Origin of the sequence: Segetibacter aerophilus (assembly GCF_007991655.1) — a bacterium.
In the GTDB taxonomy this organism is placed as follows: Bacteria; Bacteroidota; Bacteroidia; order Chitinophagales; family Chitinophagaceae; genus Segetibacter; species Segetibacter aerophilus.
The window spans coordinates 301,070-318,033 of the sequence record NZ_BJYT01000006.1; the positions used below are offsets into that span (position 1 = coordinate 301,070).

12 protein-coding genes are annotated in these 16,964 nt (G+C 39.9%); 4 read left to right on the forward strand and 8 right to left on the reverse strand.

Annotation, left to right across the window (positions count from 1 at the left end):
- Nucleotides 1-9: 9 nt before the first annotated feature.
- Together SAE01_RS10120 and SAE01_RS10125 are read right to left on the reverse strand one after the other, a co-directional pair.
- Nucleotides 10-2,352, reverse strand: coding sequence for an NADP-dependent malic enzyme (locus SAE01_RS10120; RefSeq protein ID WP_147203632.1), 2,343 nt, complete (start codon nt 2,350-2,352; stop codon nt 10-12).
- Nucleotides 2,353-2,531: 179 nt separating this feature from the next.
- Entirely contained in the window at nt 2,532-2,876 is a 345-nt protein-coding gene (locus tag SAE01_RS10125) for a 4Fe-4S dicluster domain-containing protein (protein WP_147203633.1), read from the reverse strand.
- A 64-nt stretch (nt 2,877-2,940) separates the two neighbouring features.
- On the opposite strand from SAE01_RS10125, the gene SAE01_RS10130 reads away from it, so the two are divergent.
- Both SAE01_RS10130 and SAE01_RS10135 read left to right on the forward strand, forming a co-directional pair.
- Nucleotides 2,941-3,936 (forward strand): acyl-CoA reductase, encoded by a 996-nt coding sequence (locus SAE01_RS10130; RefSeq protein ID WP_147203634.1) that lies wholly within the window; start codon nt 2,941-2,943, stop codon nt 3,934-3,936.
- Between the two features lie 232 nt (nt 3,937-4,168).
- A complete protein-coding gene (locus tag SAE01_RS10135; protein ID WP_246113200.1) occupies nt 4,169-5,683 on the forward strand; it encodes a trypsin-like peptidase domain-containing protein in 1,515 nt (504 codons plus the stop codon).
- Nucleotides 5,684-5,801: 118 nt separating this feature from the next.
- Here the strand turns inward: SAE01_RS10135 and SAE01_RS10140 are convergent, their stop codons facing one another.
- Nucleotides 5,802-7,331 carry a sodium:solute symporter gene (locus SAE01_RS10140; protein WP_147203635.1) on the reverse strand — a complete coding sequence of 510 codons (1,530 nt, stop codon included), beginning with the start codon at nt 7,329-7,331 and terminating at the stop codon, nt 5,802-5,804.
- 88 nt (nt 7,332-7,419) lie between these two features.
- Between SAE01_RS10140 and SAE01_RS10145 the strand changes: the two genes are divergently transcribed.
- On the forward strand, nt 7,420-7,971 hold the full coding sequence (locus SAE01_RS10145) for an LOG family protein (protein WP_147203636.1): 552 nt from the start codon (nt 7,420-7,422) through the stop codon (nt 7,969-7,971).
- Here SAE01_RS10145 and SAE01_RS10150 read toward each other — a convergent pair.
- The gene (locus SAE01_RS10150; RefSeq protein ID WP_147203637.1) at nt 7,940-8,533 is read right to left on the reverse strand and encodes a hypothetical protein; all 594 of its coding nucleotides are present in this window, start codon (nt 8,531-8,533) and stop codon (nt 7,940-7,942) included. The two genes, SAE01_RS10145 and SAE01_RS10150, sit on opposite strands and share 32 nt — an antisense overlap.
- A gap of 324 nt (nt 8,534-8,857) precedes the next feature.
- Here SAE01_RS10150 and SAE01_RS10155 point away from each other — a divergent pair, with 324 nt between their 5' ends.
- A complete protein-coding gene (locus tag SAE01_RS10155) occupies nt 8,858-9,661 on the forward strand; it encodes a hypothetical protein (RefSeq protein ID WP_147203638.1) in 804 nt (267 codons plus the stop codon).
- A 175-nt stretch (nt 9,662-9,836) separates the two neighbouring features.
- On the opposite strand, the gene SAE01_RS10160 is transcribed toward SAE01_RS10155, so the two are convergent.
- From SAE01_RS10160 to SAE01_RS10175, 4 genes are all read right to left on the reverse strand, one after another.
- Entirely contained in the window at nt 9,837-11,150 is a 1,314-nt protein-coding gene (locus tag SAE01_RS10160; protein WP_147203639.1) for a DEAD/DEAH box helicase, read from the reverse strand.
- A gap of 60 nt (nt 11,151-11,210) precedes the next feature.
- A complete protein-coding gene (locus tag SAE01_RS10165) occupies nt 11,211-12,113 on the reverse strand; it encodes a prohibitin family protein (RefSeq protein WP_147203640.1) in 903 nt (300 codons plus the stop codon).
- 111 nt (nt 12,114-12,224) lie between these two features.
- The gene (locus SAE01_RS10170; RefSeq protein ID WP_147203641.1) at nt 12,225-13,331 is read right to left on the reverse strand and encodes an acyltransferase family protein; all 1,107 of its coding nucleotides are present in this window, start codon (nt 13,329-13,331) and stop codon (nt 12,225-12,227) included.
- A 144-nt stretch (nt 13,332-13,475) separates the two neighbouring features.
- Complete coding sequence (locus SAE01_RS10175; RefSeq protein ID WP_147203642.1) at nt 13,476-16,550, reverse strand: sensor histidine kinase; 3,075 nt, start codon at nt 16,548-16,550, stop codon at nt 13,476-13,478.
- Nucleotides 16,551-16,964: the final 414 nt, after the last annotated feature.

Consider the following 16,964-nt stretch of genomic DNA (forward strand, 5'->3'; position numbering starts at 1 on the left):
TGAACTGTTTTATTTATTGATAGGTGAATTCCTTCGTCTCTTCCACCAGGAACTTTTACTTACGGCGTCCCCGGTATTACTTTTAGACTTCATTTGAGCATCGATTACAGCTACAAGAGTCATGTTTATGATATTCCTTACACTGCTTCCCAACTGAAGAACATGGACAGGTTTCTTTAAACCTAATAAAATCGGGCCAATAGCATCAGCGCCGCCTACCTCTTTAAGCAAGTTATAGGCAATATTGCCAGCTGCAAGATTGGGAAAGATCAGGGTGTTTACGTCATGTTCGGCTAATTCACTGAATGGATAATTGTCTCTTACCACTTCTTTGCTGAACGCAAGACTTGCCTGCATTTCTCCATCAACAATCAACTTCGGATTGCGATGTTTTACAATTGCAGTGGCTTGGGCAACTATTTGTGCCTCCGGCGAATTGCTGCTGCCAAAATTCGAATAGCTCAACATGGCAATTCTTGGTGTAATGTTGAAGTTGCTAACTTCCCGGGCTACCATAATGGTAATGTCGGCGAGTTCTTCAGCAGTTGGGTTGAAATTTACGGTAGTATCTGCCAGAAACAAAGGACCCTTCTTTGTAATCATGATATACATACCGGCAATTTTCTTTACCGATTCTTCTTTACCTATAATTTGTAGCGCTGGACGAATAGCATCAGGATAATTTTTCAAGAGACCAGATATCATTGCATCCGCATCGCCGGTTTCGACCATCATACTACCATAGTAGTTACGGTCTCTCATCATCTTTTTGCTCTCGTAGAAATTAACGCCTTTTCGCTTTCTCTTATCGAAAAACAAAGCAGCGTATGCGTTTCTTTTTTCTTCCGTCTCATCACTAAGTGGATCGATGATAGGAAGTTCTGTAAGATCAATACTATTTTCAGCAGCTATCGCCTGGATCTTTTTAGTATTTCCCAGTAGTATAGGGTAAGCTATTCCTTCGTCAAAAACAATTTGAGCAGCTTTTAAAATTTTGAGATTATCAGCATCAGCAAATACGACCCTCTTCGGATTGCTGCGCGCTTTGGCGCTGATTACCCTTAATAGTTGATTATCTAAACCAAGGCGCTTGTTTAATTCAACCTTATACAAATTCCAATCTGAAATGGGATGTTGTGCGACGCCACTTTCCATGGCCGCTCTTGCCACCGCTGGCGCAACTACACTTAACAATCGTGGGTCAAGTGGTTTAGGAATAATGTACTCTGGACCAAAAACAATGTTTTTTTCATTATAGGCTAAATTCACAATCTCCGGTACGGCTGTCTTAGCCATTTCTGCAAGGGCCTTTACCGCCGCGAGTTTCATGGCTTCGTTTATCTGGGTTGCTCTCACATCAAGAGCGCCGCGGAAAATATAAGGAAAGCCAAGTACGTTATTGACCTGGTTGGGATAGTCAGATCTACCCGTAGCCATTATTACGTCTTTTCTCGCTTCAACTGCGAGTTCGTATGGAATCTCAGGATCAGGATTAGCCATGGCAAACACAATCGGATTTTTCGCCATACTTTTTACCATATCGGTAGTAACAACGTTGCCTACGCTCAAACCTAAAAACACGTCGGCGTCTTTCATTGCTTTTTCGAGCGTCCAGTCTGTACGATTTACCGCGAACTTTCGTTTTTCATCATCGAGATCAGTTCTGCCTTTATGAAGCACACCATCCTTGTCAAACAAAATAAAGTTTTCGTATCGGGCCCCCAGCGAAATATATAACCTCACACAGGCCATCGCCGCCGCACCTGCACCGTTTACAACAAATTCTACTTTTTCTATCTTTTTCCTTTGAAGCTCTAGCGCGTTTAATAGAGCTGCACTACTAATGATGGCGGTACCATGCTGGTCGTCATGCATTACCGGGATTTTCAATCTTTCGCGCAGCTTTGTCTCTATTTCAAAACACTCCGGTGCTTTTATGTCTTCGAGATTTATGCCTCCAAAAGTTGGTTCAAGGGCAGCGACAATGTCAACAAATTTTTGAGGGTCCTTTTCATTTACCTCAATATCAAATACATCAATGTCAGCAAAAATTTTAAATAAAACTCCCTTTCCTTCCATTACGGGTTTGCTTGCTTCTGGACCAATATCACCTAAACCGAGCACGGCTGTACCATTACTTATTACTGCAACCAGGTTTCCTTTTGCTGTGTATTTGTATGCATTTTCTTTATTTGCTGCAATTTCTTTGCAAGGTTCGGCCACTCCAGGACTATATGCCAAAGACAAATCGCGTTGGGTCTTCGCTTCTTTTGTAGGGATTACCTCTATTTTTCCCGGCCTGCCTTTCGAATGATATTCCAGGGCTTGCTCTCGTCGTAGTTCTTTAGACATAGGTATATAAATATGCAAATTACAACAATTGGTTGCATCGATAGAATTACCGGAGATTTAAGTTAGGAAGGTAAAATAAGCAGGTAGAAGGGATATTAAAAATAGTAAAGGGGTGAAGAAAGACTTCACCCCTTTACTGAATTGCGGTTTTTGAAACCGTTTATATAACAAGGTAGTAGCTAGTGCATCCGTTCTTTTTTTGCCATCAGTTCTTCAACTGTTTCTACATACATTTCGTCTGGTACGCAACAATCTACGGGGCAAACAGCAGCACATTGAGGTTCTTCATGAAAACCCTGGCATTCTGTACACTTATTAGGAGTAATGTAGTAAGTATCTACTGCAACTGGCGCCAATCTTTGATCGGCAGATACCACCGTTCCGTCTAATAAAGTGAATGTACCTTTCACCGCAGTTCCATCACTCATCGACCATTCTACACCGCCTTCATAGATAGCGTTGTTCGGGCATTCAGGCTCACATGCGCCGCAGTTGATACATTCATCAGTTATTTTTATTGCCATTTTGTTTTCAGTTTAAATAGTGTTATTCAATGTACTTTTGCTCAGCAAAAATAAGGTTTGAGAGATGACTTTACAACATCGAATTGATCTATTAGTAAGACTGGGAGAATATTTGCAAAGAAGCGGCCACGAATGGCAGCACATTAAGGAACAGGCCAACAGAAAAAACCCCTGGTTCGCGCCCGAGTTTATTGAAATGGCGACTAATAACATTGTCAACTCCTTTTTGCAAAAAGATAAACTTGAAAGGTGGGTGAAAGAATACAACGTTCCTGCTGAAAACAATGCACCTCTAGTGGTGGGGATAGTGATGGCTGGCAATATTCCGTTAGTAGGTTTTCATGACCTGCTTTGCATTTTTATTACAGGACATATTTCTAAAATAAAGCTATCCTCAAAAGATGAAGTGCTTTTACAACACATTGTGTCATCGTTGAAGGAGTGGGAATCCGAAACAGCAGATTTAATCAGTATAGCTGATAATCTAAAAGGATGTGATGCATACATTGCTACAGGAAGCAATAACTCGGGAAGGTACTTTGACTACTATTTTGGAAAGTATCCTCATATTATTCGTCGCAACCGTACCAGTGTAGCTGTATTAGATGGAACAGAAACCAGTGAGGAACTTGAAAAGTTAGCTGACGATATTCAAACCTTTTTTGGGCTAGGTTGTCGTAATGTGACGAAGTTGTTTGTGCCATTAGGATATGACTTTTCGGCTCTTTTAAAAGCTCTTAACAAGTACGAGCATTACGAGAATTTTCATAAATACAAGCACAATTACGATTACCAGCTTGCGTTACTGATGATGGGAAATAAGTTCTACATGACTAACGGAACTATTTTACTTTCTAAAAATGAGTCACTTTTTACTGCCGTTAGCCAGGTGAATTACGAGTTTTACAACGATAAGAAAGAACTTGCATCACTGAAAGAAAATAAAGATGTACAGTGTATTGTTGGACATAATTCGATACCTTTTGGACAGGCACAACAACCTTCTTTGTTTGATTATCCTGACGGAGTTGATACAATGAAATTTGCTGTGTCTTTGTAGTTTTACGGAAGTAGCAGCTTTAGCAAAAGAATGGGTTTGTATGAGTAAGGTGTAAATGTCTTTCCGTCACAGCAGTTGAAGAATGACATTATGATTCTGACTTTTTTGCTGATCTACGACAACCTTCGTCAATTTTATGTTAAATGGTTCTTTTGATTTTCAATGATTTAAACACTTTTATTAGTTTGCTGTTCATAGGCATATTATTTGACAACCTTAATTAAAAAGATAGATGATGAAACTTAAGAACATTCTCTTGGTAATTCTCATCAGTGCCGCCACCTCCTTTTTGAGTGTGTGGGGCTACAACCGATGGGAGGCGAAGCAGACAGCAGGAGTGCAGGAACCCGGAAAATTGCCAATTAACTACGCAGGCTTTTTTGACGGCGAGAGAGCAGCAGGAGCTGTTGATTTTACCGCGGCCTCTACCTCTGCAACACCTGCAGTGGTTCATATAAAAACAAAAACAAAAGCGCGGCAAGTGACTAACAACCTACCTCGTAGTCGTAGCCGTAATCCTTTTTCGGATCTTTTTGGTGATGACTTTGGCGATTTGTTTGGAGGTCCTCAATCGCAGACTATCCCTGAACAACGTGCAAGTGGAAGCGGAGTCTTAATCAGTAACGATGGTTTTATTGTAACTAACAATCACGTCATTGATGGTGCTGATGACATTAATATCACGCTCAACAATAAACGGTCGTACAAGGCGACTTTAATTGGTGCTGACCCAAGTAGCGATATTGCTGTTCTTAAAATTGAAGGCAAAAACTTTCCATACCTTGTTTACGGAAATAGCGACGATGTGAAGCTCGGTCAATGGGTTTTAGCTGTAGGTTATCCGCTTACTTTAGATGTTACCGTAACAGCAGGAATTATTAGTGCGAAAGCCAGGTCAATAGGCATTAACCGCAGGCAAAGTGAAAGTCCAATTGAGAGTTTTCTTCAAACAGACGCAGCGGTTAACCCAGGAAATAGCGGAGGCGCTTTAATTAATACAGATGGCCAACTAATCGGTATTAATTCGGCCATTGCATCTCCAACAGGTAGTTATGCGGGTTACTCTTACGCAGTACCAGTTAACATTGTGAAGAAAGTAGTGAACGATTTAATGAAGTTCGGAACAGTTCAAAGAGCATATTTAGGTATTCAATACTCAATGGGCGAGCCTACTGAGGATGAGAAAAAAGAATATGGATTAAGAGATGGTGAAGGGGTTGTAGTAACAGATGTTCCCGTAGGCGGAGCCGCAAGTGTTGCCGGCATCAAAAAAGGAGATATTGTTACGAAAATAAACGAGGTGAAAGTTACTACCGGACCTGAAATGGTTGAACAAGTGACGCGTTATAAGCCAGGTGATAAAATCACTGTTACTTACCTTAGAGATGGCAAAGAAAATACTGCTACCCTTACACTTAAGAATCGTTCAGGTAATACAAACGTTGTAAAAAATGCTACTATTCTTGAAAAACTGGGTGGTACATTAGAAAACCTTGACAAGAAAACGGCAGCAACATACGATGTTCCCGGTGGAGTTGTAGTGAGAAAAATTGGAAGTGGCGCCTTAAGCAAAACCAAAATGCAGGACGGTTTTGTAATCACAAGTGTAAATGGAATTGTGATTAAAAACACAGACGATTTGCGTGCTGCTTTAGAAAGAAACAAAGGTAATAACGTGAAATTGGAAGGAATGTATCCAGGCTATGAAGGCAGCTACGGATATCCATTAAATTTAGAGGGAGAATAACTCAGCTGATATAAAATCGAATAAGTGAAAGGCCGTCTTGAAAGGACGGCCTTTTTTTATGACTTTATTCTTTGTTTAATTTCGAAAAGCCTGGTCAAAACGTTCAAACCGTGACCATTTACAAAACGGCACTTATCTCATGGCCCTTACCTTTTGAGATTATAAACAGCCCGATAAAGGTTAGCAACCCATTTAAGATTAAAAGTTCGACGCCTATTTGATAACCTCCAAACCATGTAGCGGAATGTTCGCTGACATAATAACAAATAGCAGGAGCTACCAGGCAAATAATAGGTACAACGATTCCATCGGCTATTTTTCTTTTTGTCAAAATTCCAAAAGCAAATAGTCCCAGCAACGGTCCGTAAGTATATCCTGCAAGTTTTAAAATGATGTCAATAATAGACTTGTTATCAATCCACTTAAACAATAGTACGCACAAGAAGAAAATCAGGGCAAAAATCATGTGCGTCGTTATCCTGATATTCTTCTTTTTATTTTCTGTCCAGGCTTCGTTTCTTTTTAAGCCAATTATGTCAATACAGAAAGAGGATGTTAATGCTGTTAAAGCGCCGTCGGCACTTGGAAAGAGTGCAGAAATTAAGCCTATTATAAAAATGATCCCAATGACGGGTGGCAGGTAGTTGAATGCAATCTGCGGAAAAATATTGTCGCCTATAATGTTTTTCCCATCTAATAAAAATTGTGTTTGTTGTTTACCATTTACCAATACCTGCTCAAATGCTCCACCCTTATTAATAGCAAACAGGTACAAAAGTCCACCTAACACCAGGAAGATAAACACAACTACCCCTTGTAAAAGGCTCAATGTAATCATGTTTTTCTGAGAATCTCCAAGGGTACGTACGCTGATATTTTTCTGCATCATCTCCTGGTCAAGACCGGTCATAGCAATGGTGATAAACGCCCCGCCAATAATAGACTTTAGAAAGTAACCAGCACTTTTATAATCAGTATTTAGGAGGTGTAAATAATTGTGGGATTTTAGTTCGCCCCAGGTACTGGCCATTCCAAGGTTAAGGGAATTCATTATATAAGCCACACACACCAGCAAACCAATAAGTATAAATGAGGTTTGCAACGTATCGGTAAACACAATCGTTTTCACACCCCCTTTAAAGGTATAGAGAATGATCATTAGCAAGATAACAAAGGTGGTTAACCAGAACGGAACACCCATGTTATCGAGAATGAAAATCTGGAGTACGTTTATGACAAGGTAAAGTCTTGCTGTAGCGCCGAAGGTTCGAGAGATAATAAAAAACAAAGCACCTGTTTTGTAAGATGAAACGCCCAGCCGCTGTAATAGGTAACTATAAATAGACGTGAGGTTCATGCGGTAATACAAGGGCAGCAGTACAAATGCAACAACAAAATATCCGAGGAAATATCCAATAACAACCTGGAAATAGCCAAAGCTTCCAAGCCCTACTGTACCCGGAACACTTACAAAAGTTACCCCGCTTAAAGAAGTTCCTATCATACCAAACGCTACCAGCATCCAGTTGCTGCTGCGATTGCCAATGAAGAAAGTGTCGTTGTTACTGTTGCGGCTGGTATACCACGCTACTCCCAACAAAAGGAAAAAGTATCCAAAAACGAATGTAAACAGGAGAGTTGGAGACATAGGCTAGTATGATATTAATGTTACTCTATTAGAGGGTGAAAAGTAGGAAAAAATAATGAGCTAATATTGCCGTGTCAAAAGCAATCAGATGAATCTAACATCAATAGCAGTCTTCTGCGGATCTCAAAAAGGATCTGATCCGGTATTTGTGCAACATGCAACAGAGTTAGGCGAATACATGGGCAGAAACAACATTACGTTGATTTACGGCGGCGGTAAAAAAGGGCTTATGGGAGCTGTAGCAGACGCTGCAATGAAAAGTGGAGGAAAGGTGACCGGCATTATCCCCGAAATCTTAATAGGATGGGAGCATCAACATACTGCTATAACGGACTTGCAGGTGGTCGCTGACATGCATGCACGCAAGAAGATTATGTATGACCTCTGCGACGCTGCTATTATTTTACCCGGTGGTAACGGTACGCTTGATGAAATGTTTGAGATGCTTACATGGAACACGCTCAAGATCCACAACAAAAAAATAATCCTGCTGAATTCAGCAGGATTCTATAATCACTTAATCAGTCATATTGCTCACATGCAGGCGTGCGACTTTTTATACGAAGACTGGCACGATCGCATCTTAGTAGTGGAAACGGCCCAACAACTTATTTCCTTCTTGGACGAAGATAAAAGTTAAAACCAGTTCTTAGTATTGGTTGTTTTGAACCTAAGTATCCTATGTAAGGAGACTCTGGGTTGTTACCGACATCAAACATAATTACCGTATAAAAGCTACTTCTACCTATTTCACGGCTTGTATAGCCAGCACCTAACAGAAGGCTTGGAGCCTGTTGTTTATAGATCGTCTCCTGTCCCGAATAAACATCTCTGAGAGTAGTGTTGATCCTGTTATATTCAGGTAAAACCTGGAGAAAAACGCTCCTGATCGGAAACACCCGTACAAACATTCCCGCTCCGTAATTGAAACTTCTTTGCCGTATTCCTCCGTTGTATTCTGCTGAATAGGAATTGTAATTGAAGTTGGTCGAAATTCCTGCATCAAGCCACTGGGCAATGCTATAACCTATCTCCGGATTTGCTCCTCCACTAAACCCGCCGCTACTTAATCCCAGTCCTATTGCAGCTCCGATAAAAATATTATCTCTTCTAAATTTGTGGCTTTTTTCCTCTTCTTCCTCCTGCGCAAAAACCGACACGCTTAAAGAAACTAAACCTAACACAACTAATACTCGCTTCATTCTTTTTACTTTAGTTTAAATCAAAAATACTGCCTTTCCTAAAAACGTTGAAACCAACATTTGTCCTTTGTTATACCCCGGTTGTGTCACTCACTTGTACTGCTTGTTTTATTGCATCTTTTATAAGTGCGGATATTTAAAACTACAAGATTGCTTCCTACGTTAGAAGGTTGGGTAGCTTAAAAACAAAGTAAAGAAACATGATAAAGAAATCCTCAATTGTTAAAATTTGGTAACAAAATTGTGAGTTGTTAAAGAAATACGAAGTAGATCGTATATTTGATACGAAACTATTCGTAATAAAGAAATTAAAACCAACATGTCATGGAAAAAACTTCATCATTTGCAAAAATTGTTTATCTGTTGGCTCTTATTGCTACTATCATTGGCTTTAGGGCATTTAGTCAAAAGCCTGAGACAAATCCCAACCGAAAAGAGCAAGCAACAAAAGATAATGATACCACCAAATCAAGTAAACGTTTTAGGTATGAAGACAATCTGAATTCAGATAGGCTTGACATGGAATTAAATCAACTCAACATGAATTTGGAGCAATTGAATGAGAGGCTAAAAAACATCGATTTTAGCAAGGCGCAAAGGCAAATTGACCAGGCTATGAAAAAGATCGACGCTGAAAAAATTTCAGCGGAAGTAAACCGTTCTCTAAAAAGCATAGATTGGAACCGGATGAACAGGGAAATAGATGAAAGCATTGCAAAAGTAGATAAGGTAAAAATGATGGAAGTCAGAAGAGAGATGGAGAAGATGAAAGAGAAATTTCAGAACCAGAAGATGGACTTCAAGTTCGACATGCCGGATATTGATACTAAAAAAATAAGGCTAAATACTGAAAAGGCGATGAAAGAGGCGCGTAAGTCAATGGAGAAAGCGCGGGGTTCAATGGAAAAGGCAAGAGAGGAAATGAAGAGTCTTCGTGACTTTACCAATGCATTGCAAAGCGAAGGACTAATAGACAAGTCAAAGCCTTACAAGATTGAGGTGAAAGATGGCGAACTGTACATCAACGGAAACAAGCAATCTAAAGAAGTGAATGATAAATACCGCAAGTACTTCAAGAAGGAAAACTTTACCATCAACATGAACCGGGATGAGGGGATAAGGATTTGATGGAAATATGTATTAACTGAAACAGCGCAAGCTTGTTTCAGTTAATACATATCATAGTAGAAAATGCTAAATAGAAATTATCTGTAGAAGTGAGTGACACAACCAACGCTGAAAAGGGTTATAAAGCTGGGAGCAAAATTTATCTCAAAAAGATTAAAAGCTGCAAACAGGATGGCTACTTCGCTATATCGATCTTAACCTTTTTATTTTTAATTTTTTCGTCTTTAATATTCACCAGAATATTGCTCACCTTAACCTTTCTTACGGCGACAAAAGAGAAGAAATCTTTTACTTCTATCAGTCCAATATCCTCCTTCTTCAATTGACCTTTATTGGTAAGAAAGCCAACAATATCGATTTTGTTTACTTTATCTTTTTTACCTGCTGCTATAAATAGGGTAGACCACTTTGGTTTTTCGGGCAGTTCGTTGCTCTCAGGTAACTCTATTTCCTGCGTATTAGTTGGAATATAATCAGGCACTTTTTCCTCAGGGCCAATAATTAGAATTGCTGTTCCACTTGCTTCCATGCGGGCAGTTCGTCCGTTGCGATGTGTAAACACATCTTCCGTTGCAGGCAAATGATAATGGATAATGTAGCGGATATTAGGTATGTCGAGACCGCGCGATGCAAGGTCGGTAGTGACTAGAATATTCGAAGTCCCGTTCCTGAATTTTGCCAGCGCACTTTCACGTTCCTGTTGCTCAAGTGCCCCGTGGTAGTAGACGTTTACAATACCCTTATCAGCAAGCAAAGCACTGGTTCGTTCAACAGCTTCGCGATGGTTACAAAAAATAATCGTAGACCTGTTGCCAAAATAACAAACGAGTCTAAAGAGTGTATCAGATTTGTCTTTATCATCACTCATTATAACTTTTACTTCCAGTGCAGCTTCTTTTTCGCCTGTTAAAAAATTTAGTCGCAGGGGATCGTTTAGTTGAATAAAGTCGGGAATTTCTGTCGCTTCGGTCGCAGAAGTTAGGATCCTTTTTTTGAGGTTTTTTACGGACTCGATAATGAACGCCATTTCCTCCTGGAAACCTAATTCGAGCGATTTATCAAATTCATCTAGCACCAGCGTTTCTATACTGTCTACCTGCATATTTCCTCTGCGGATGTGATCTCCAATGCGGCCTGGAGTTCCAACGATCAGCGCCGGAGCTTGCAACAGATTGTTTTCTTCAATCTCTCGCTTGTGACCACCGTAACAACTGGTTACTTTGAAACCGGTGCCCATTGTCTTAAAAACTTGCTCGATTTGTAAAGCAAGTTCACGGGAGGGCACAACTACAAGTGCCTGTGTTTTATTATTGGTTTTGTCTAGTCTTTGCAAGACAGGTAATAAGAAGGCAAGCGTTTTTCCTGAGCCTGTAGAAGAAAGTAGAACAACATCGTTCGGCTTTTCATTTGCCTCTAATGAAGCCAGCTGCATTTCATTCAGCTTTTCTATCTTAAAATTTTGCAGTATCTGTGTTATCATTTCTTCCATAGCCGCAAAAGTACGAAAGATGAAATCTTTACGATGTTAAAGCAACAGCCATAGAAATTCCTAATTTTTTCCGTCAATTATAACAGGCGTTTTGCTGCCCATAATGATAACCTTAGCGTTAGCAGAAGTAGCTATTTCTTTCATAGCTTTTATCTGTTCGTATTGTAGCTGGTTGTCTGTTAGGCCGGTATTAATTATCCTTTGATAATCAGCTATACCTTGGGCTTCAACTCTTTTACGTTCGGCTTCTTGTTTTTCTTTTTGCAGTACAAAGAACATTTTTTGAGCTTCCTGCTCAGCGTTTATTTTCTCTTCGATAGCCGCTTTTACCCGGTTTGGAAGTGTAATATTTCTTACTAGCAATTGCTCCAGCTCCAAACCACGCATCCTAAAATTTTCTTCAATCGTCTTATAAATCCTAGTTTGGAATTCGTCGCGTTTGGTGCTGTAAAGATCTATAGCGGTATAGTAAACAGAGTTATCCCGGATCTTGGTGCGCGTTACTGGGCGCACAATTTTATCCCTAAAATCTAATCCCGTTTGCCTTACTAAGCGCGGTGCTTCGGTTGCCTGAACTCTATATAATACGGTAAGGTCTATGATAACCTCAAGACCGTCGGAAGTTAATACCCTGATCGCGTCATCTCCTGATTTATCTCCTTCATCATGCACCCCACTCATCGTATAGTTTTCTGTACGCACATCTATGGTATTTACCTTAACAAATGGGTTGATAAGATGAAGGCCACTTGTTAGGATATTGTTTTGAATTTTACCAAAAATAGATTGAACACCTACCTCACCCGCATCTATCTGAACCATACAGGAAGTAAGTATACCAATTACAATCATTATGGAAGCAACTATTCGAATAACACCGGTATAGCCAGGTAGAGGAGATTGCATTTTGCGAAGAGCACCAGCCGCTAAAAAAGCAGCGAGGCCTAATATAATCAGTAACATTTTTTAAGGGTTTATGAGATATAAAGATAAGGCATAGAAAGCCGCAGTACAGAATATATGCAACTGGAACAAATCGTGAGAAAAACATTCAAAGCGCTAGCTGAAAATCTTTTAAAAACCACGACCTCCTGTGGCTAACCGATAAACTTTTGGAAAGATTTTTCTAAACAAAGCACCTGTTACAAGACAAACAAAAAATATAAAAATTGGTACAACGAGGTAAGTGAGCAAACGATAATTAGGCAAGTGGTTCCAGTACACAAAGGCAAGCCGTGTAGTGTAATGAACCAATGGAACATGGAAAGCAAAAATTATAAAGGAGAACGAGGCGGCCCATTGAAACCATTTTTTCTCCATACACCATTTCACCACAGGATCTGCGCCAAACCAAATAGCCAGGATGCCAGCCCCAATTGAAATGTCATGTAGCGCATAGAGTATAAAAGGGGTTCCGGCATTTGTTGGGTCAAGCTCAAAAGCCATAAAGGTTTTAATAACACTTATTCCCAGAAAAAATAACCAGCTAAGGTAATGACTAAACCACAACGGTTTTTTATAAATAGGATAATTGTATTTGTTGATGAGAACACCCAAAGAAAAAAAGAATAACCCTTGTCCCTCGATGAAAAGGAAGCTAAACACAGTATGCCAAAATAGAAAAACGATGGCAAGCCATACCATTGGCGCTTTCGATATGAACCAACTAATAAAAGGGTAGAGCACGTTGTAGATAAACAAGCTCCTGATAAACCATAAGTGAAAAGAAACGGGCCTTACAAGCCATCGATACAAAACTCCAGGCCATCCAATTTCATTGTAAGGGCGGTTGTCGCCTAACTGATCGAGTGCAGCATCCCTTACCGCCTGGGCGGTCACATCGAACTGCTGCCAAATGAAAGTGACTAAAATCCCTACTGCACTCCAAAAGAAAAAGGGGACAATTAAAGTAGCAAAACGTCTTTTTATTCTTTCGGCATACGGTTTTTTATCTTGTAGTGAATAGATGTATCCGGAGATAATGAACAACAATGGTATGCGAAATCGAAGGGCGCCATTGGCCAAAAAGTATTCTATAAAGGTGGTGAAAGTAAGTGGCTCTTGTACTGTGCTATACGGAGTGAGATAGCTATCCTGCAAATTATATCCATGAACATACAATAAAAGCGATATTGATACGAAGGAATAAAATTTAAATTTTTGACTAAGGAAACGATCCATTTGTAATTTTTAGTAACTGCTTTTGCTTCAACAATTCTGTTGAAAATAAAATTTTCACTTTTGCAACCGAGGAAATAGACCGGTATAATGTATTCTGTTATTTTGAAAAACGGTCGTAAAAATATTTAAAGAGACTGAAGCAGATTAAACAACAGGAATAGTGAGGTTGACAGATGTGCCTTTTCCTTTTTGAGATTCTATTGTTATGTATCCGTTCAACTGATCTGCTCTTTTTTGCATGTTACCCAAACCGTTGCCGTCTGCTTCCGCTACATCAAACCCAACTCCGTCATCTTTCACAACTAATAATAACTTCCTATTTTTCATTGTTAAACGCATCTCCAGGTGTTTTGCCTGCGAGTATTTTGCAGCATTATTTACTGCTTCTTTAAAAATTAAGAAGAAGTCTCTTCTTGCTTCCATATTTAGTTTTACATCGTTTACGCTGTCGTCTATATTAAAATTAAAATCTATCTCTTTTGCCTCTAAAACATTCGTAGCAAATTCTCTCATACGTGCCGTAATTTTTTGCATGCTATCGTTGGCGGGTTTAATACTCCAGACAATATCATCCATTGCATCCATCATTCGTTCACTGTATTCGCTGATTTTGCCCAGGTATTCAGTGGTCTTGCCATTGTCGACCTCAACCTTATTTTTAGCCATTGAACTTAGAATGTTTATGGTGCTTAAAGTGCTACCCATATCATCATGCAAGTCTCTTGCAACCCTTGTTCGTAACGACTCTACTGCAAGCAACCGATTAACCCTAATATCGTGAACAGCATAAACAAGCAGGGCAACAATAAACAACAAAAAGCTCATAAACCACCATGTTTTATAATAGGGAGGTTTTATATAAATATTTAAATCGGTGACATTTGAACATCGCATGCCTTCGATATTCTCGCAATATATTTTAAACGAATATTTCCCTGGTGGCAATAAAGAGTAGTTTACGAAGTACGAGCGGTCGGCCTTCACCCAGTCCTTGTCGATCCCTTCCATTTTGTAGTAGTAGGTTAGTTTATCTCGCTGACGATAACTAAGCGAAGCAAAATAAATGCTTAGAGAGTTTTCATCGTTTTTAAGACTTATCCTGGGCTTGGACAACAATGAGTCTACCGGAAGATATTGATTAAATAGTTTAAAGTCGGTAATGGTAACATCCGGAGGAGGCTGAGTGGTCGAAAACATAGCAGGATTAAACATGATTACCGAGTTGCTTCCTCCAAAAATGATCTCGCCAAAACTAGTACTATAGTCTGCAGCGATAGTTAGTTCTGCTAGTACTACCCCATCTCTTCGTCCATAGGGAGTTATATGTTTGTTATTTGGATTGTACCGGCACAGGCCGTTGCTTGTGACAATCCATAAAAATCCTTTTTCATCCGTTCTTAGTCTTATTACTGTGTTGGAAGGAAGCCCGTCTTCATATTGAACCTTCAAAACAGTCCGGGTAGCTTTGTCTATAAAATGAAGTGCTCCGCCAGCAAAAACGATCTGATCGTTTTTAAGTTGTTCGATGTCCGTTCCAGTATTGCTGTATAAGCTGTTCCAGCCACCATCGTCTGTATACCGTTGTAATATTTTGCCGTTCGACGGGTCAATCGCATAGAGTCCGCTTTCGCGTGTCGCAAGCCACATCCAGCCTTGCCGGTCAATAAATACTTTATAGATGATAGTACCTATCTCAAGTACTACCGAAAATTTGTTGTTACTGTATTTAATGAGGCGTCCGCCTTGAGTCGCCAGCCACATTTGTCCCTGCTTATCTTCAGTTATGTATTGAATTCTGCTGTTATTGAATTCGGGTGGATGTAAGTATTGCAGCTTTTTAGTTTCAAGATTGCGTATTACCAACACACCGCTGTTGCAACCTGTCCAAACATCGCCGGTAGTACTTTGAATGCTTAAGCTCCAGGTTTGATAAACTGCATCTTTCAGCGACTGCGGCCATTCAGCAGGCGGCGGTTGAGTGTACCAGGGAATATTAATACTCTTTAAAAACCGGTCTGTAGCCGTTACTCCTCTTCTCCCTGACGCGAAGAGCAGGTTGCCGTTTGGCAGTTCCATGATATCATTAATTGCAGTCGGTCCGGTTTTGTCGGTAAAAGTCGAATTGACTACAGAAGAATTAGAGCTTCCCGTTGCGGTGTAGTAAATGCCCTGGTTGGTTGCAAGCCATATGTTACCCTCTTTATCCTCGAGTATTTGAAAGACTGATTCATAGTCGATAGAAATATTATCGTTTCCGGTTCCGCTTTTTATATAATCAAAGCGGTGAGCGTTTTTATCGAAATTTAAAAGGGCGTTCAAACCGTAGATCCAAAGGTCACCTTCCTTAGTTTCAAAAATGTGCCTGTAATCATTTGAACCCCGCACTCCATAATCCAAGCCAGCCGTGTCTTTATTTAAGTAGCTACTTCCGGTGCTATCGAGGCAAAATCTGTACTGCTGCGATCCATTACCCCACTTAGGATAGCCAAACAACCAGATTCTATGCAACCTGTCGATATAGATTTTGCCAACGTTGCTATTAATGCGTGCATCGTTTAGAATAGGGAGGTTAGCTGGATTATTTCGGCTATACCACATCTGCCTGCTTCTTTTGTCATAAATACACAAGCCGCTGTCGCAGCCAAACCAATACTGTTGCTTTGCCTTGTTTTCAAAAGCGGCGAGCGTATTAAGAGCCCATCCCTTTGGTAGTGGAAAAAGATTGTCATCAACAAAAGAATTGTCCTTTTTATTAAAGTGCAAAATGCCGTAGTTCTGTACGTTCAGATAGATTTCTCCCTGCGAGTCTTTCCAAAGCCGGTATTCGGATGAGGCCGGAATTTTCCTTAAAGGCTTTAAAACAATTTTTTTGTAGATAAAAGTAGATGGATCAAATATGCCGAACTGTCGAAGCGTAAACATCCCCAGGATAAGTTTGCCACTATCAGCGGGTACTATTTGGGAAATGCGGGGATACATTAGTTTGTCACCGCCGTTTTTGCTGGTACTAATCTGTATGAATTTACTACCATCAAATCGTTGCAAGCCATTTGCAGTACCGATCCAAATGAATCCTTTTTCGTCCTGGTGAAGGCTGGTAACGTGATTGCTGGCAAGGCCGATACCGTCATCGGTAGTGATGTGGGTAAAAGTAAAGCGCTGCGCCGGCAGAGTCGTAGTAAAAAGCAGTAGTAGGCTAACGAAAAAAAAGGCTCTCATGTATATGCAAAAATCTAGTACTTCGAAACAATTTTAACTACAGCGACAGGAAAACCACATGTTTATGTGAGTTGATCTTTCTTACACTGTTTGCTTAACAAAATAATTCTTTTTTCGCTCGTTGGAAATCTTTGTTCATTTGGTGTCTGATACTTTCAACGTTTTTAGGGGGTCATTGCTAAAACTTTAAAGGTGCTACTTTAAGCCTTTTGTTTGCCTTTTGTCTAGTACAGCAAAACATGAAAAAGCAGCATAAAGAATAGAAAGTACAAGGGAGTGACACAACGATGTTGAAAAATAATTTACTGCTCACGTAAAAAAACAAACTATGCCTGTAGCACGTGACCTTAAAGTGTTGGCCAAAAATTGAAATAGTTTCGGCTCTTCAAATTACCGCCTTCCTACCTACAACCT